Source organism: Bradyrhizobium sp., from assembly GCF_050014615.1.
Lineage (GTDB): Bacteria > Pseudomonadota > Alphaproteobacteria > Rhizobiales > Xanthobacteraceae > Bradyrhizobium.
Window position 1 is genome coordinate 1 of record NZ_JBEKCZ010000127.1, and the last position, 16,800, is coordinate 16,800.

The window sequence follows — 16,800 nt, forward strand, 5'->3', positions numbered from 1 at the left end:
GATTGGCGCCGGCCAGGATCCAGCCCAGCCGCGCCTCCTTGCCGAGCAATTCAAGAACGCGGGTATAGAGGCGGAGCATGGACATACCGTAACGGACTCTGGTCGGCGGAATGGACGATCGTAGCAAGGTTCATTCTGGTCGGAGGCTCATTCCGTTCAGATGCGCATTCTAATCAGGGATCGCCCGGGAGATACAGCGTCGGCACATGATCGGCCAAAGTGGATGCGGGTTGGCGAAGAGATCATGCGCCGATTCAATAGTTTAGCGCGCGGTCGGACGCAAAACCGGTAACCACTTTTGCTGATCGCGCGCCGATTTTTCGCTCAATTGATCAGGCGGCCACCGAGTGGCGGCAGGAAGCTGTCGTCGAAAATGTCGGCCGCGGATGGCCGTTTCAGGAATTTGAAATCCTCGGCGACCGCTTCGATCGAGCGGTCGAGCCGGTTCGGGTCGGCAATGACGGCGCGCAGGCGTTCCAGTTCAAGATCGCGCGCGCCGTCCTCCATGAGGCTGACCACGTCATCGGCCGCGTGCCCGGGCTCCTTGATCGCCAGATGGGTGCCGGCGATCGCCGCGCGCAGGAAGCCCCTTACCGCCTCGGGCCTTTTGGCGGCGAAGGCCGGGTTGACGATCACCGCGAACCCGTAGGCCTCGCAGCCATAATCGGCAAACCTGAGCACCGCGAGATCGTCGGCCGGAACGCCGCGATCTCTCAAATTGATCGCCGACAGATACGAAAACCCGGTCACGGCGTCGACCTGACCGGCCGACAGCATCGGCTCGCGCACGGCGGCGCTCATGCTGTTCTGCTTCACGCTTGATGTCTTGATCCCGTTCTGCCGCGCCAGCGCCGGCCACAGCCGGATCGAAAGATCGCCCTCGGCGACGCCGAGCGTTTTACCCTCGATATCGGCGAGCGCGTGGATGCCCCGGCTTTTGCGCGCGATGATGGCGTAGGGCGCGGCGTTGAACAGCACGAACACCGCCTTGACCGGCGGTGCGCCCTGGTCGCGGAAACGTATCAGCGCGTTGATGTCGACCAGCGCAAATTCGCTGGTGCCTGCGGCGACGCGCGCGATCGCCTCCGGCGATCCATTGGCGACGTCGGTCGTGACCACCAGGCCCTCGGAGCCGAACAGGCCGTCGGTTGTCGCCAGCACAAAGGGGGCGGCGCTCGCATTGATCGAATGATCGAGCGAAAACCGGACCGCGATCGGCTGGCGGGGTTCGCCCGCGGCCCCTGCCGCGCCGAAGCAGGCAAAACCCAGCAGGCCTGTCAGCAAAGCCAGAACGCAATTGTTAGCCAAGGCCTGACTTATGCGCATCGGGATCACACCGGGACCGGTCTTCAGTTGCCGCGCCGGATATGGTCGTTTCATGACGTTGAAACGCCGTGCCGCGCATTCTGCCGGGCTAAATCTGAACAGCCGATGAGCGCGCCGGCTGTCGGCTCAAATGGCAAAGCCGGCGCGAATTTGGTGAGTTGGTTAAGGCAGAGCTATCGGACTGGACTGCGACGAAGGAACCATCCGTGGCGGCGGCCGTAGTCCTACGGCGGTGACTCTGCTGCCGAGCCTGAATACCAAGCGTGTCTTCATATTGTCATCTAACCGGCTGGCAGCCCGACACTCACCGAACCGGTGAGTCCGTTGGCTAACGGGTCAATTTTTTGATTGGCCGTTAACACGCTGGCCACGTGTTTAGATTAGGTTCGACGGGATGAGTGATTCGCTCGAACGGCTTTATCTGGCGATCATCGCGGCCAAGGATCTCGATCCGGCAATTTCGCGAACGGCACGGCTGTTTCAACGCGGCCCGGCCAAGATGGCGAAAAAACTGGCCGAAGAAGCCATCGAGGTCGTGATCGACGCCGTCAACGGCAAGACCGACGCCGTGATCAGAGAGAGCGCGGATCTGCTCTATAATCTCAGCGTTTTGTGGGCCTCGGCCGGGGTGAAACCCGATGATGTGTGGCGCGAAATGGCGCGGCGCGAGCATCTGTTGGGAATTGCCGAGAAGATGCCGAAATCCGCCCTCAAGATGCCGAAGGTTTCGCCATCCCGGGTCGCCCGGCGACCAATTGTCGCGCTTGAGAGCCGCAGTCTGCGCAAGCGGCACTGAGACTCCGCCGGATTTCCCTCGATTCACGGCATGGACAAATCCGTCCCGGGGTGGTTCATCGCGCCATGCTCAGACGGATTTACAATTGGTGTATCGACGCCGCGCACAAGCCATACGCGCTATGGATCATGGGAGCGGTGTCATTCGCGGAAAGTTCGTTCTTTCCGGTGCCGCCGGATGTGATGCTGATCCCGATGTCGCTGGCGCGGCCGGAGCGCGCCTGGCTCTACGCCGCGGTCTGCACCGCAACGTCGGTGCTGGGTGGTCTGCTCGGCTATGCCATCGGCGCGCTGCTCTACGATTCCATCGGACATTGGCTGATTGAATTCTACGGCCTTGGCGGCAAGGTCGAAGCCTTCCGGGCTTCCTATGCCGAATGGGGCGCCCTGATCATTATCGGCAAGGGCCTGACACCGATCCCCTACAAGCTGGTGACCATTACGTCGGGCTTTGCCGGCTACAATATCGGGCTGTTCGTGGTGTGCTCGATCCTCGCCCGCGGCGGACGGTTCTTCGTGGTCGCGATCCTGCTCAACCGCTACGGTGAATGGATCCGGGTCAGGATCGAGAAGCACCTGGGGCTGTGGGTGGCGCTGGGCGCCGCCGTACTGGTGCTGGGTTTTATTGTCGCACTCAGAATGATCTGAAGCCGCGGCGAAGTGCTTTGCCGGTTTGCCGGTTCAGGCTACGTTCGATGTCATGCTTGATCGATCCGGCAACCTGATCGCGCTGCAAAGGACGCACATCGCGGCAGCCGGTCTGGCGCTGTCGATGTTGATGATCACCGCGGGTGCCGGGTGGCCGCAGGCGGCTTCGCCGCCCTCCTCGCCGTCACCCTCTCTCGGAATCCAGACGCCGGCCCAGCAGGCGATACCGGCTCAGCCGGCGCCTGCGCCAGGCGAGCCCGCACCGCCGCCGCCGCCGGCGCGCCAGGAGAATCCGGGCCTGATCAACGAAATGGGAAAGATGTTCGAGAAGTCGCTGTCGATCCTGCCGACGCTGAAGTCGCCGGGGGAGACCATCGATGATCTGAACGCCCGCGCGAAAGACGCCGGCGAAGCCCTGTCGCGCCTGGCCACGCCCTCGATGGTGACGGGGCGCATGAAATGTCTGGTTTCGGCCAACGGCGCGCCGGACTGCAAGGCCGCCGCCGACAAGCTCTGCCAGAGCAAGGATTTCAAGGAGGGTAAGAGCCTGACCACCGATTCCGCGGAAGCCTGCTCGGCGAAAATCCTGATTCCCGGCCGGGCCCGCAAGCCGGACGACTGCCGGACCGATAATTACGTCACCCGCGCTTTGTGCCAATAGGCAGCGATCGGGCCGCAAGCGTGGCCGATCCAGGCGCTGTGCGATTGCCTATTTGGGATGATGTCTGGCATTCTAAAGGCCGGAGCTTTGCTAACGACCAGAGCTTGCTCAAGACCGGTGCCTGCGCAGTGCAGCCCCAGCGAAAAGGATTTTCACGAATGTCTATGCCTGCCTTGTTCAAGGGCCGTCTGTCTCTACCCGTGATCGGTGCGCCGCTGTTCATTATTTCCGTGCCTGATCTCGTGATCGCGCAATGCAAGGCGGGTGTCGTCGGATCGTTTCCGGCGCTGAATGCGCGGCCGCCGGCACTGCTCGACGAATGGCTGGTGCGGATCAAGCAGGAACTCGCAGCATACGACAAGGCCCATCCCGAGCGGCCGTCGGCGCCGTTCGCGGTCAATCAGATCGTGCATCGGTCCAACAACCGGCTCGAACAGGATCTGGCGCTGTGCGAAAAGCACAAGGTGCCGATCATCATCACCTCGCTCGGTGCGCGCGAGGAACTCAATCAGGCCGCGCATGGCTGGGGCGGCATCGTCTTCCATGACGTGATCAACCAGAAATTCGCGCACAAGGCGGTCGAGAAGGGCGCCGACGGTCTGATCCTGGTGTCGGCCGGCGCCGGTGGCCATGCCGGCGAGATATCGCCTTTCGCGTTCGTGGCCGAAACCCGGCAATGGTTCGACGGGCCGATCGCGCTCTCGGGCGCGATCGGCAACGGTCGCGCGGTCCGGGCGGCGCGGATGCTCGGCGCCGACTTTGCCTATATCGGCTCGGCGTTCATCGCCACAAAGGAGGCCAACGCGGTGGAGGGTTACAAGCAGATGATCACCACCTCGACCGCGGAAGACATCGTCTATTCAAATCTCTTCACCGGCGTGCATGGCAATTATCTGAAGCCGTCGATCGTGGCGGCCGGTATGGACCCCGACAATCTTCCGGAGTCCGACGCGTCGAAAATGAGTTTCGGTACCGACGCCTCCGGCGAGCGCGACAAGCCGAAAGCCTGGAAGGAAATCTGGGGCAGCGGACAGGGCGTCGGCAGCGTCGGCAAGATCGTGCCCGCCGCCGAACTGATCGCGCGGTTCAAAAAGGAATACGACGAGGCCGTCGATCCGCCGCTGTGATGTCTGATCCGCACCGCGCCGTATCCCTGACACGGTGCAGCTTCTGGACATTGCAGCAAGTCTGTTAACCGCCCATTGGCCGCGACGCGAGACGCCGGAGTAGCGGTTGCTTGTGCGCGTGCTGGTTCCGCGCGATAGTGCCGCCGAACCAGCGATGACGGAGACAAACCCGGTGCGGCAGCAGATTGACGGCGGTAGCGCCAGGCGGCGATTTCTGCAGCGGGCCGCTCTGCTGTGCGGCGCGATGTTCGGGTCGAATATTGCCGCGACCGCAGGCGCCGGCGCGGCAGAGACGGCAAAGGGAACTGGCAGCAAGATGGTCAACGACATGACGTCGGACGATGTTCTGAAACTCCTGAACCTCGAGCCGAACGCTACCTGCGGCTTCGTCCGCGAGACCTATCGCGCCAGCCAGCAGATCGCGCCGGGCGGATTGCCGGCGCCGTTCGCCGAGGGCCGCCCGCTCGGCTCGGCGCTGTACTTCATGGTGACGCCGCAGGCGCCGGTGCGGCTGCACCGGATCCGCAATGACCAACTCTACCATTATTACCTCGGCGACCCGATCGAGGTGCTGCTGCTGCGCGGAGAAGGCGAGCACATCATCGTCGGGCCGGATCTGCGCGCCGGCCACCGCGTGCAGCTGCTGATTCCCGGCAATACCTTCCACACCGCGCGCATCATCGGCAGCAAGCGCTGGTTTCTCGGCGCCAGCACCGAATGGCCCGGCGTGATCCCGGCCGATGTCGAACTCGGCAAGCCCGATCTGCTGACCACCAAATTCCCGAAGGTCGCCGCCGACATTCGCAACTATCCGCTTTCGGTGGATTGACGGCCCGCCGCGCTCGGCCGGGCGTCGCGGCGCAAACATTTTTCGGGCAAACATTGTTCGGATAGTATCGCCTGGTGTTGCATCCGGGGCTGATGATGGGCGTCACGCGACCTGTGCTTCCGTTGACCGGCGGTTGCTCGTGCGGTGCGATCCGTTACGAGATCGCGTCGTTTCCGCTGTTGCTCTACACCTGCAATTGCACGAATTGCCAGTCGGCGTCCGGCAGCGCTTTCGCGCTCAACATGCCGGTTCCCAGAAAACATTTTCATATCCTGCGGGGCGAGCCAAAAGGCTGGCATCACCATTCGCCGACCGGCGTCGCCATCATTTCCTGGTTCTGCGGCGATTGCGGCGCCCGGCTCTATGGTGACCGGACCGGGCGCGAGGAGATCGTCAACCTTCGTGCCGGCACGCTCGACGACACCACATGGCTGGTTCCGGTCGCGCATATGTTCATGAAAAGCGCGCAGCCCTGGGTGTCGCCCGCGGCCAATGCCGAATGCCACGAGGTCGGACCGGATGACTTCCGGCCGCTGGCCGAGAAATGGCGCGCGATGTGGCCTGAGTTCTTCCCGCAAAAATAGTTCCATTTTGCGGGAACCGTGCCGCGGTGGATCAAACCCGCTTTGCCCGGCACGGCCCGCGACCCCCGCTCGCGTCCGTGTTTTCTTAACGCGCCATTAACCAACTAGCCCCGAGAATCATGTCCGAGGCCGTTCCGTCGCGCCTGCGGCGGGGCGGCACCCAAAAACCGGGTTAAAGGGGATGCGACATGGATTTCGAGACACTTTTTGCCAAGACGCCGGCGACCCTCGACGAGATCAAGACCCGGGTCAGCTACGCCCTCGAGCGGCATCCGCTCTGCCGCAATGTGCAATTTGACATCGTCAGCATGCCCCGCACCAGCAAGGGTAACTGGACCATCAGCCTGCGATCGGTCGCCCCCGATGCGCTGTGGGAGGCGTCCGATATCGTCGCCGACATCCAGGACGCCTATGATCTTGCCGCCGCGGCCTGATCCTTCACCCTCTGGCGCCTCCCGCCTTGCCGCCAAAGTCGCCGCGGCAGCGGCACGGTTAAGCCTTAATTCTTGCCCTTTTTTCGGGAAACTGACCGTGGTTGGCGGACCTCAACGGAGAACGGCTTGACGAAAGCCATGACCATCATCGCGCTGACGTGCTTTCTCGTCGTCGGCGCCGCCGCGGCCAGCATCCTCGGCCGCGATAGCGTGCCGGCCGCCGGACCGGCGATGGCTTTGGCCGCCGTCCAGGATCCCGTCTCGAATCAAGGTCCGGTGTCGAACCGAGAGGGCAAGAAGGACAGGCTGGCCGTCGTCACGGCGGCGCTGGCCTCGTTCGAACCGTCCTCGACCGACGCGACAAGAGACGTTACCTCGGGCGAGCAACTGCGGCAGGCTTTTGCGCCGAGCGCTCCCGCCGACATCGAGGCGCCGAAGACCACAGACCCGGCGGCGATGCCAAAGCCGAAACTGGTCGGCAAGCCGGCGCCGCAAAAATCCTACGCGCTGCTCAGCGACGCGCAGATCGCCGGCATCAAGGAGCGCCTCAAGCTGTCTTCCACGCAGGAATCCTATTGGCCGGCGGTGGAAAACGCGTTGCGCGCCGTGGCCCGGAAGATTCACGCCACACGGCAGGCCGATCCGAACGCGGCCGGCGCGCCGATCGACCCTGAAGCCGAGGAAGTCCAGCAACTGAAATCGGCCGCGATGCCGCTGTTGTTTCAGCTGCGCGAGGACCAGAAGCGTGAAGTGCGCATGCTGGCCCGCCTGATCGGTCTGGAAAAGGTCGCCGCGCAGATTTGAGCGCGGCCGAACGCGCCGCTGCGGCGCGCGCGCGTCCGCGATCAAGTTAAAATCCGGTAACACGCCAAAGGTTTTTTCAATACGGGATATTGAATACGGGGGCGTGGCTGGAGTTAAATACCTCCGGGCGGGCGGCGCGAGAGTAAGGAAACAAGAGGACAGCCATGAGCTTTGTACGGATCGCGGCATCGGCCGCCATCGTCACCCTCGTGTCAGCGGTTGGCGCGACCGCCAAGCCGGTCACCCTCACCGCGGAGACTAACCTGCGTAAATCGCCCGGTTTGGACAGTGAGGTTCTGACCCTCCTTCCGAAGGGCACCACGGTCGAGGTCGGCAAATGCACCAATGGATGGTGCGAGACCTCGTCGAACGGAAAGGACGGCTTCGCCTTCGCGCAGAATCTCGGCATGGCGCGCAGGCCGCCGCCGCGCGGGCCGGCGGGCGGAGAAGAAATCGTCGAAGAGGACGGCCCGCCGGTCTATGGTCCGCGCTATGTCGTCGGTCCGCCGGTTTACTATCGGCCGTATGGCTACGGCTATGGACCTTATTACGGATACGGCTGGGGCTATCGCGGCTGGGGATGGCGCTGGTAAAGGCCAACAAAATTTTCGGCCGGCGTGATCGATGTTTTGGAGCCTAGCGCAATGAGGCCGGTGGCGGAGCCGGTCGCGAACCCAAACGGTTGGGACGAACCGGCTTAAGCAACCGTTGCAGTTTCTCGGCCGTCCTCTCCTGATCGAGCGGTGTATAGACCACGAGCTTCATGTCCGCATGATCGGTGACGGAGAAGCTGGTATATTCGAATACCATGCGGCCACCGACGGGATGTTCGATTCGCTTTTTACTGGACAGCGATCGCTGGACCTCATGCTTCGGCCACCATCGCCGAAACTCCAGGCTTGAGCGGGTCAGGGTCTCGATCAGGCGCTCGAAATCCGGATCGCCGGCGTAGCGCGCGCTGTCGGCGCGAAACATCGCCAATGAAGTAACGGCGAGCGCGTTCCAGTCGACCAGCAGGGATCGATGCCGCTTGTTGGCAAAGACCATATGCATGATGTTGCGTTCGTCGCCCTGCAGCCGCGAATAATCGCCGAACAGGATCTTTGCGGCGTGATTCCAGGCCAGCACATCCCAGCGCCGTCCAAGTACGTAGGCGGGCTGCCCGACCAGACTCTCAAGCATGCGCCGAAGCGGTTCTTCGACCTGTTCGGGCCCGGCCGGCGGCGGATCCGGCAGCGGCTGGCCGTTCAGAACGAACAGATGCCGCTTTTCAGCCTGGTCGAGGCGCAGCGCAGCCGCGATGGCGGACAGCACTTCGGCTGAAGCCCGCACCGCCCGTCCTTGTTCCAGCCACGTGTACCAGGTGGTGCCGATGCCGGCGAGTAGCGCCACCTCTTCGCGGCGCAGCCCCTGCGTCCGGCGTCGAAAGCCGTCGGCCAGGCCGACATCGGCCGGCACCAGCCGCTCGCGCCGCGAGCGCAGAAAGCTTCCGAACTCCCGGCGGCGGGCATTGAGTTTGGCCTGCGATTGTTTGGCCTGTGACTCCAATCCAAACCCCATCATAGCAGTATCGATACCAGGATAACACCAGAACTGTTTGTACGCCGAAACAGCGCGCACAACAACGCCGACAGCAAAACGGATGGCGGCTTTAAAGAATGTCGATGCGTGACAAGACAGTTCTGATTACCGGTTCGACGGATGGCGTGGGCCGGCGCGTGGCGTCAAGACTGGCCGCGTTGGGGGCCAACGTCCTGGTCCATGGCCGCAACCGTCAGCGGGCCGAACAGCTCATCGCAGAAATACGGGCTGCGGGCGGAACGGCGAGATTTTACCACGCGGACTTGTCGTCGCTTTCCGATGTGCGCGCCCTGGCGGCCGCGGTCCGGCAGGATTGCGGGCGGCTCGATATCCTCATCAACAATGCCGGGATCGGCGTCGGAGGCGGTCGTCAAACCAGTGCGGAGGGTTATGAACTGCGATTCGCCGTGAATTATCTCGCCGGCTTTCTGCTCACGCGCCTGCTGTTGCCGATGATGGTCGCGAGCCGTCCCGCCCGGATCGTCAACGTGACATCGATCGGTCAGCAGCCGCTCGACTTCGACAATGTGATGCTGAGCCGGGCCTATAGCGGCGCGCGCGCCTACTGCCAGAGTAAACTGGCGCAGATCATGTTGACGTTCGATCTCGCACAAGAGCTCGAAACCTCAGGCGTAACGGCGAATTGCGTGCACCCGGCGACCTATATGGACACCACCATGGTGCGCAATGACGGCATTTCGCCGATCAGCACCGTTGAAGAGGGTGCGGACGCGATCCTCCAGCTGGCGGCGGCGCCGCAGATGGAGGGCAAGACCGGGCTCTATTTCGAGGGGCTGCATCCGTCCAGTCCCAACCGGCAGGCCTACAATTTTGACGCCCGCGCACGCCTGCGCAGGCTGAGTTGCGAATTGGCCGGGTGGGCTGACCTCACGCCGGAAAAGCCAGCCGTCAGTTGATCCCGACCAGACCTGGTTCCTGCAAAGCGTCGTCTCCGCGACATCTCTTCCCCACGCAACACAAGGACATGCACATCATGACGTCTCAACATGCGGTTATCGTCGGCGGTTCGTCCGGCATCGGTCTCGAAACGGCCCGCACCCTTCTCGCTCTCGGCCATGCCGTGACCATCATGGGCCGCGACGCGCAGCGGCTGAAGGCGGCCAAGGATTCGCTCGGCGGCAAGGTCGCCGCCATCGCCGTGGACGCGAGGGATACCGACAATGTGCGAGGGGCTTTTGAACGTATCGGCAGCTTCGATCATCTCGTGCTCGCGCTCGGCAGCGGCAAGGGCGTAGGTCCCTTTGCTTCCGTCAGCGTCGCAGACGTACGCCAGGGCTTCGAGGAAAAGGTGTTTCCGCATTTTGCCTGCGCCCAGGCTGCGTTGCCGTTCCTGCGCGATGACGGCAGCATCATTTTCGTCTCGGCAGTGAGCGCCCACGCCGCGATGCCGGGCACCGCCGGCATCGGCGCCTCGAACGCGGCGGTGGCCGCCCTGGTGCCGATCCTCGCCGCCGAACTGCGGCCGCGCCGGGTCAACGGCGTTTCTCCGGGAGTGATCGATACGCCATGGTGGGATTTTCTGCCGCAAGACGCAAAGACGCCGGTTTTCGACGACTTCGCCGGCAAGACCCCGGTCGGGCGTGTCGGTCAGCCCGCGGATGTCGCCCAGGCGATCGCGTTCCTGATCTGCGACAGTTTCATGAGCGGGCATATCATCGTCTGCGACGGTGGCCTGCGGTTGGTGGGATAAGACCGCTCCGCCGCCATTCGAAAGCGGATTCCCGAATCAGGGGAGACACGGTGTAAAAAACCATTTCCATTCGAGCCGCGGCTGCATAGATCATCCCTGGCAGGGAGCAGCCCCGCATAGCCGGTCCATGGAGATGACATGCCGATTTATCCTTCACAGCCCGATCAGAGGGGCAAGGCCCTTCTTCTGGAGGGCGTGAATGACAGCGCCGTCGAATTGTTCTCGAATTCGAAATATCTCAGTGTCGAACGATTGCCCAAGGCTCTCGAGGGTGACGCGCTGCGCGAGGCGATCCGGGGTGTCGACCTCTTGGGCATTCGTTCGCGAACCCAATTGACTTCGGATGTTTTTTCCGATGCCGACCGCCTGACCGTGGTGGGATGTTTCAGCGTCGGCACCAACCAGGTCGATCTGGACGCGGCCCGCAAGCGCGGCATTCCCGTCTTCAACGCGCCGTTCTCGAATACCCGCAGCGTGGCGGAGCTGGTGATCGGCGAAATCGTGATGCTGCTGCGGCGCATCTTTCCCCGTTCGGTGGCGGCTCACCAGGGTGCGTGGGACAAGTCGGCGACCGACAGCCATGAGGTGCGAGGCCGCACGCTGGGTATCGTCGGCTACGGCAATATCGGCTCGCAGCTGTCGACGCTCGCCGAAGCGATGGGCATGAAGGTGATTTTCTTCGACCAGACCGACAAGCTGCGCCACGGCAATACCGAGCCGGTCGAGAGTCTCACGGATTTGCTGGCCCAGAGCGACATCGTCAGCCTGCATGTGCCGGAGACGCCGGCCACCTCGGGCATGATCGGAGACGCCGAACTGCGGTTGATGCGGCCGGGCTCGTACCTGATCAACAACAGCCGCGGCACGGTGGTCGATCTCGAGGCGCTGGCGAAAGCGCTTGCCGACGGTCATCTGGCGGGAGCCGCGCTCGATGTTTTCCCGGTCGAGCCGTCCTCGAATGCGGATCGCTTTCATACGCCGCTGCAAGGCCTGAACAATGTGATCCTGACCCCGCATATCGGCGGCTCGACCGAGGAGGCGCAGGATCGAATCGGCCGCGAAGTGGCGCGGAAAATGCTGGATTACTTCAGCACCGGTTCGACCATGGGCGCGGTCAATTTTCCGCAGGTCCAGTTGCAGGCGCGCGCCACCGGCGCCCGCTTCAGCCACGTTCACCGCAATGTGCCGGGCATGCTGCGAAGGCTGAACGAGATATTCCTGCAGCGCGACATCAATATCATCGCGCAATATCTGGAGACCGATCGCGAGGTCGGCTACGTCGTGCTCGACGCGGACCTGACCGGACATGACAGCCGCGGACTTCTCGACGATATTCGCGCGCTCGACGGCACGATCAGGGCGCGGCTGGTGTACGAGAATTAGATGAACGCTTGAGTTCTCCGGCAAATTTCAGCGTGGCGCGGGCGCGAGACCGCGAAGCAGGAGGTCAAACCCTTCAAGGGCCGCGGTCGCTTTGAACGGCTCGCCCCATAGGCGCTGCAGCACATAGCCCTGAAACACGGAAACCATCATGCGCGCAACACCAGGTGGATCGACCTTTTTGTCGACCAGGCCCAGGCGCTGAGCCCGTCGCAATAATTCGATGATCGCCGAGATCGGAACGTGAATGCCGTCGGTGACCTGGGCTTTGATCTTGTCGTCGCGGAGCGCTTCCGCCCAGAGTTGCAACGCCACCCTGCGGGTTCGAAGTCCATCTTCCTTCTGCAAATCTGTGAGGAATTCCCGGCCGATCGCGCGGAGGATCGTGATCGGGTTCGCCGACTTGTCGTGTGGCGACAGCAGCGCGGCGTCGCGCGTGTGCCGCCGCTCACCCATGGCCCGGATCAGATCGTCCTTGGTGGAAAAATAGCCGTAGATGCAGCCGGCGCTCAGTCCGGATTCGCGGATGACGTCCCGGATCGTGGTCTGATGGAAGCCCTGGCGTGCGAAACAGGTTTCGGCCGCTTCGAGAATTTCGTCGCGCCGCGCCTTCGATGTCTCCGGTTTGACCTTGGGCATTGTATTCCGCTCGCCCCCTGAGAGACGCCATCACCCCTGCCGGATATCCGGTCCGGCTCTCACCTTTTTAAGGGGTTGCCGAATGAGGGGTTGCCGAAATCAAAAAAAACGAACATTCTTTTTATATGGGAAAAGCCGACGCCGTCAACCCGATCAATGCCGAGAGCCGTTTGTGCTCCGGCACCGCAGCCGCGCCTGCGGCCGGAACGACATTGGCGTTCTGCACGGCCGGGCACTGACGATGTCGGCGTGGGTGAATCTCGCCAATCTGCTTGCGGTGCTCAAGGGCAGCGGCGCCGGCGCGATAGCCGGCTTCGTCTCCGGTCTGCTCGGTGTGAGCCCCGGCGGAATCCTGGTGCCGGCCGTCTGCATCACGCTTGATGTCGATCAGCACGTTGCGCAGGGAATATCGCTGGTGGCCCAGATTCCACCAACCGGCCTCGGCGGCGTTTCGGAATACAGGCGGCGGGGGCAGGCCGTTCCGGTCGCATGGGTGGTGTTGCTTTCCGCAGGCTTCCTTGTCGGCGGCGCGTTTGGGGCCATCACGGCGGGCGGCTTGTCCGATCACGCCCTGCGATGGTCGTTTGTCGGTTATCTCCTGATCCTTGCGATAATCGCGGCGTTGCGCAGCCCGCGGCCGCCTTTGTCGATGATGGAGGAACCGGCGGCGCCGCATGGGGTGGCGCTGGCCGCCATCGGTGCCGCGGCGGGTCTGTCGTCGGGTGTTCTGGGAATTGGCGGCGGCCTCGCCGTGACAGCTCTATCGACAACGTTACTGCAACTCGGACAACACCGCGCGCAGGCGATGAGCCTGATCCTGACCCTGCTTCCGCTCACGATACCCGCCGCCGCCGTCTATCTGGCGCAGGGATGGGTACTTCCCTGGTGGTCGATCGCCGGCGTCATTGGTGGACTTTGGATCGCCACGGCCGTCGGCGCCCGTGTCGCCAACCGCCTGCCGGAACGCATGCTGCGGCCGACATTCATTGTGCTGATCCTTGGGATGGCAGCCTACATGGCGACGCGGTCCGAGTAATTCTGCCGGTTGAAGCGAAAGGCGCTACAGCAGCCCAACCCGCTGCTCGAGCGCAGCCAGGCTGCCGGGCCGAAGGCGTAAGCTGTTTTGGTTTCGCGGCCGCAAAAAGCTTTCGATGTGTTCCGGCGGCATCGGCTGGCTGATCAAATAGCCCTGGACATCGGTGCAGCCGTCGGCGGCGATGCGGGCCAGCTGCTCCTCGGTTTCGACGCCTTCGGCGACCGTCGCCATGCCGAGGCTTTGACCGAGCGTGGCAACCGCGCGGACGACAGCCCGGCCGACGGCGTCGTTGGAGGCGCCGCGAATAAAGGATTGATCGATCTTGATCCGGTCGAATGGAAAGCTGCGCAGATAGCCCAGCGACGAATATCCGATGCCGAAATCATCGAGTGCGACGCGCACGCCGATGTTGCGAAGATCCCGCAGGATCACCAGCGCGGGGCCGCCGGCATCGAGCATCACGCTTTCGGTGATCTCAAGTTCCAGACGCTGCGGATCGAGGCCGCTGTCCCGCAGCGCCGACATGATCGCGTGGACCAGATTGGGGCTCTTGAACTGGATCGCCGAAACATTGACGGAGAGGTTGTGGGCATCGGGCCAGGCGGCTGCCTCCTGGCAGGCGGTCCGAAGCACCCATTCTCCGATCGAGTTGATGATGCCGGTATCTTCCGCGACCGGAATAAATTCCAGCGGGGACACCATTCCCCGCGCCGGGCTATGCCAGCGGATCAGGGCTTCAAATCCGGTGACCCGGTTCAGTCGCAGATTGAATTGCGGCTGATAGACCAGCGCGAATTCCCGCAGCGCCAGCGCGCGGCGCAGATCGATCTCGAGATTGCGGCGGTACTGCATTCTCGCATCCATCGCCGGTTCGAAGAAGCGATAGGTTCCGTGTCCGTCGCTCTTGGCGCGATGCAAAGCGAGATCCGCGTTCCTCAACAGAAGCTGGCAGTCGGTCGCGCCGGCCGGGAACGGGACGATGCCCGCGCTCGCCGCGATATCGATCAAGTGACCCTCCACCAGACAGGGTTGGCCGATCAGATCGAGCAGATGGTCCGCCAGCGCGGCCGCCGATTGCGGCTGCGCTTGATCGACCTGGATGATGCCGAACTTGTCGCCCTCCAGCCGGGCCGCGATATCGCCGCGTCCGAGCGCGGACCGGATCCGGTCCGCCGCCAGCAGCAGCAGCCCATCGCCGATGTTGCGCCCGAGCGATTGGTTGATGGCCTTGAAGCGGGCAAGGTCAATTATCAGAACGGCCGATCGTTCGATCGCGCGGTCCGGATCGGTCAACAGTTCCGTGAGCTGCTCGTGGAACATCAAGCGGTTGCCGAGCTTGGTCACGGTGTCGATGCGCGCCTTGGCTGATCGTTCGGTCATGTTGTAGGCGCTGACCAGCCACCCGCCGTCCATCGGAATGGTCTCGACCCAGAACGCGCGGCCATCCGAAAGGGTGATCTGGCGATCGGTCTTGCCATTGTTGGCGCTGGCGTCGCGGTTGATGCGCTCGAGCATGTCGGTGTCGCCGAACAATTTGTCGAACACCAGGTTCGGCATCAGCAGCTTGCCGTCGGGTCCGAAGATCGCAACCGCCCGGTTCATGCTCATGAACGCGTTCAGCGCCAAGCCGGCCGCGAGGTCGGACCGGGCAGCCGAATCCTGGCCGCTCGGATGTCTCGAAGACTCGTCGGGGACGATCGCAGAAGCTGTCGCGGAAATGGCCATCGCGCCAACAGCAGACACTACTATTCTTGCGAATCGGTGAACTGCATTCGGTGGCACGGCAAGAAGCCAACGGCCCGTTAGTTACATCGGATCCCGAACCATGTGTTGCGATCAAATAGTCCGTAAAAATACGGGCAAGTTGGCGTATTCCTGCGCGCGATGAAGCACCCTGTCGAGCGACGGTTCGGATGCATCATCCGCCGTCGGACGAAATCCGGACCAGGTGGCGCGCGAACAGGAACCGGCTGCTCCGGTGACAAGGATGTCTTCGGCAACCAAAAGCGGCTCCTCTCTTCCGCCCGGCTGTGTCCACAGAACCCCTGTGCCTGGAGTTGTAAAATCCAGACAATTCAACCAAGATAGCCTGGGTCTGACGTTCGAAGCTAGCTCTGCGAAGCCGGCTCTGCGAAGCTGCCGTTCAATTCGGACTGCTCGCGATGTACGCGGAGGATATGTACGGCGCTGCGCCCGGCACGTTGAATCCCCCGGCGGATGCGAGGATCGCTGCGGACGGCTGGAAGATCATTGGCTATCTGACGGCGCAGGACGCGCTGATCCCGACACCGGGAGCATCGAACCGCAAGCTCGGCGTCGATCACGGCAAGCGCGTGTTCTACGGCTTCGTGGCCCAAAACCTGGCGACCCCGAATGCCTACGTCGCCGCGATCCGGGGCACCGAGGGAATGATCGAATGGGTCATTGACGCCGAGTTCGTCCCGATCCCGCATCCCCGCTATCCCGCGGCGCGCGTCGAACAGGGCTTCTGGAGCATCTATCAAACCATGAGCCTTGCCGATCCGGCGACAGGCACCACCACATTCCAGAATGCCGCCGAAGGGGTGGAGAAGCTGGTCGGCAATGGCACGATTGTGGTCACGGGGCACAGCCTCGGCAGCGCGCTGGCCACCTTCTATGTGGAAGACCTCGCCGAACGATTGGGCCCAACCACGACGGCGTATCTGTTTGCCTCGCCGCGAACCGGCGATGCGGTCTGGGCCGGTATTTTTGACCGGAACGTCCAGCAATACGATCTCTTCAATTACATTCTCGATCTCGTTCCGCACGTTCCGACCGGCATCGGATATACCACGCTTTCGAGGGCGACGGTGCTGCAGCCATCGAGCGCGCAAGCCGGCGTCAGGCTCGACCTGCTCTGCGACCATCACGTGATCTGCTATTGTGCGATGATCGACTTCGCGCAGACCAGCGCGGCGCCATCGACCGCGCAGGATGCCGGCAGCAAAGCCTGCATCCTCGGCCCCGCATCATCCGTTCCGGACACCGCCAAGGCGCTGGCGGTCCTGATCAACGAATTTGGAATCGGAACCGAGAAGGCCGCTATCCTGCTGAAAGCCCTTCACCTGGCGAATGCGGTGTGACGGTTCGATGTGCCGGGCCCGATCGAGCGTGGAATTTCCGGCATGTGGTTTCGGTTGCTTTTCACTGCGGCTCTGTTTCAACGCCGGTCCGTATCGCCGATAACGCGGCACTTTCTCCAGTGCCCGCTTGCTATCGCGCTT

Annotated in this window: 18 protein-coding genes; 14 read left to right on the forward strand and 4 right to left on the reverse strand. The window is 63.0% G+C overall.

What is annotated here, in order from left to right:
- Positions 1-324 precede the first annotated feature (324 nt).
- Complete coding sequence (locus ABR948_RS19885; protein WP_428121123.1) at positions 325-1,326, reverse strand: ABC transporter substrate-binding protein; 1,002 nt, start codon at positions 1,324-1,326, stop codon at positions 325-327.
- 394 nt (positions 1,327-1,720) lie between these two features.
- Here ABR948_RS19885 and hisE point away from each other — a divergent pair, with 394 nt between their 5' ends.
- From hisE to ABR948_RS19930, 9 genes are all read left to right on the forward strand, one after another.
- Positions 1,721-2,122: a phosphoribosyl-ATP diphosphatase gene (gene hisE / locus ABR948_RS19890; RefSeq protein WP_428121067.1), complete on the forward strand. Its 402-nt coding sequence runs from the start codon at positions 1,721-1,723 to the stop codon at positions 2,120-2,122.
- Positions 2,123-2,187: 65 nt separating this feature from the next.
- Complete coding sequence (locus ABR948_RS19895; protein ID WP_428121069.1) at positions 2,188-2,769, forward strand: YqaA family protein; 582 nt, start codon at positions 2,188-2,190, stop codon at positions 2,767-2,769.
- 52 nt (positions 2,770-2,821) lie between these two features.
- Positions 2,822-3,430 (forward strand): hypothetical protein, encoded by a 609-nt coding sequence (locus ABR948_RS19900; RefSeq protein ID WP_428121072.1) that lies wholly within the window; start codon positions 2,822-2,824, stop codon positions 3,428-3,430.
- Positions 3,431-3,588: 158 nt separating this feature from the next.
- Entirely contained in the window at positions 3,589-4,557 is a 969-nt protein-coding gene (locus tag ABR948_RS19905) for an NAD(P)H-dependent flavin oxidoreductase (protein WP_428121074.1), read from the forward strand.
- A gap of 154 nt (positions 4,558-4,711) precedes the next feature.
- On the forward strand, positions 4,712-5,386 hold the full coding sequence (locus ABR948_RS19910) for a cupin domain-containing protein (protein WP_428121077.1): 675 nt from the start codon (positions 4,712-4,714) through the stop codon (positions 5,384-5,386).
- Between the two features lie 74 nt (positions 5,387-5,460).
- On the forward strand, positions 5,461-5,970 hold the full coding sequence (locus ABR948_RS19915) for a GFA family protein (protein WP_428121079.1): 510 nt from the start codon (positions 5,461-5,463) through the stop codon (positions 5,968-5,970).
- A 188-nt stretch (positions 5,971-6,158) separates the two neighbouring features.
- A complete protein-coding gene (locus ABR948_RS19920; RefSeq protein WP_428121081.1) occupies positions 6,159-6,404 on the forward strand; it encodes a hypothetical protein in 246 nt (81 codons plus the stop codon).
- A 126-nt stretch (positions 6,405-6,530) separates the two neighbouring features.
- A complete protein-coding gene (locus ABR948_RS19925) occupies positions 6,531-7,208 on the forward strand; it encodes a hypothetical protein (RefSeq protein ID WP_428121084.1) in 678 nt (225 codons plus the stop codon).
- Positions 7,209-7,372: 164 nt separating this feature from the next.
- On the forward strand, positions 7,373-7,801 hold the full coding sequence (locus tag ABR948_RS19930; RefSeq protein ID WP_428121086.1) for an SH3 domain-containing protein: 429 nt from the start codon (positions 7,373-7,375) through the stop codon (positions 7,799-7,801).
- Positions 7,802-7,844: 43 nt separating this feature from the next.
- Here the strand turns inward: ABR948_RS19930 and ABR948_RS19935 are convergent, their stop codons facing one another.
- Positions 7,845-8,771 (reverse strand): helix-turn-helix transcriptional regulator, encoded by a 927-nt coding sequence (locus ABR948_RS19935; RefSeq protein ID WP_428121088.1) that lies wholly within the window; start codon positions 8,769-8,771, stop codon positions 7,845-7,847.
- Positions 8,772-8,866: 95 nt separating this feature from the next.
- Here ABR948_RS19935 and ABR948_RS19940 point away from each other — a divergent pair, with 95 nt between their 5' ends.
- The 3 genes from ABR948_RS19940 (at position 8,867) to serA (ending at position 11,883) form a co-directional block, all read left to right on the forward strand.
- Positions 8,867-9,706, forward strand: a complete 840-nt coding sequence (locus tag ABR948_RS19940) for an SDR family NAD(P)-dependent oxidoreductase (protein WP_428121090.1) — start codon at positions 8,867-8,869, stop codon at positions 9,704-9,706.
- Between the two features lie 77 nt (positions 9,707-9,783).
- Positions 9,784-10,500 carry an SDR family oxidoreductase gene (locus ABR948_RS19945; RefSeq protein ID WP_428121092.1) on the forward strand — a complete coding sequence of 239 codons (717 nt, stop codon included), beginning with the start codon at positions 9,784-9,786 and terminating at the stop codon, positions 10,498-10,500.
- Between the two features lie 138 nt (positions 10,501-10,638).
- Positions 10,639-11,883 (forward strand): phosphoglycerate dehydrogenase, encoded by a 1,245-nt coding sequence (gene serA, locus ABR948_RS19950; protein WP_428121094.1) that lies wholly within the window; start codon positions 10,639-10,641, stop codon positions 11,881-11,883.
- A 27-nt stretch (positions 11,884-11,910) separates the two neighbouring features.
- Here serA and ABR948_RS19955 read toward each other — a convergent pair whose 3' ends face one another.
- The gene (locus ABR948_RS19955) at positions 11,911-12,519 is read right to left on the reverse strand and encodes a TetR/AcrR family transcriptional regulator (RefSeq protein ID WP_428121098.1); all 609 of its coding nucleotides are present in this window, start codon (positions 12,517-12,519) and stop codon (positions 11,911-11,913) included.
- A gap of 241 nt (positions 12,520-12,760) precedes the next feature.
- Here ABR948_RS19955 and ABR948_RS19960 point away from each other — a divergent pair, with 241 nt between their 5' ends.
- A complete protein-coding gene (locus ABR948_RS19960; protein ID WP_428121101.1) occupies positions 12,761-13,555 on the forward strand; it encodes a sulfite exporter TauE/SafE family protein in 795 nt (264 codons plus the stop codon).
- A 24-nt stretch (positions 13,556-13,579) separates the two neighbouring features.
- Here ABR948_RS19960 and ABR948_RS19965 read toward each other — a convergent pair whose 3' ends face one another.
- Positions 13,580-15,163, reverse strand: coding sequence for a putative bifunctional diguanylate cyclase/phosphodiesterase (locus ABR948_RS19965; protein WP_428121103.1), 1,584 nt, complete (start codon positions 15,161-15,163; stop codon positions 13,580-13,582).
- Between the two features lie 554 nt (positions 15,164-15,717).
- Here ABR948_RS19965 and ABR948_RS19970 point away from each other — a divergent pair.
- Complete coding sequence (locus tag ABR948_RS19970) at positions 15,718-16,659, forward strand: lipase family protein (protein ID WP_428121106.1); 942 nt, start codon at positions 15,718-15,720, stop codon at positions 16,657-16,659.
- The last annotated feature ends 141 nt before the right edge of the window (positions 16,660-16,800 follow it).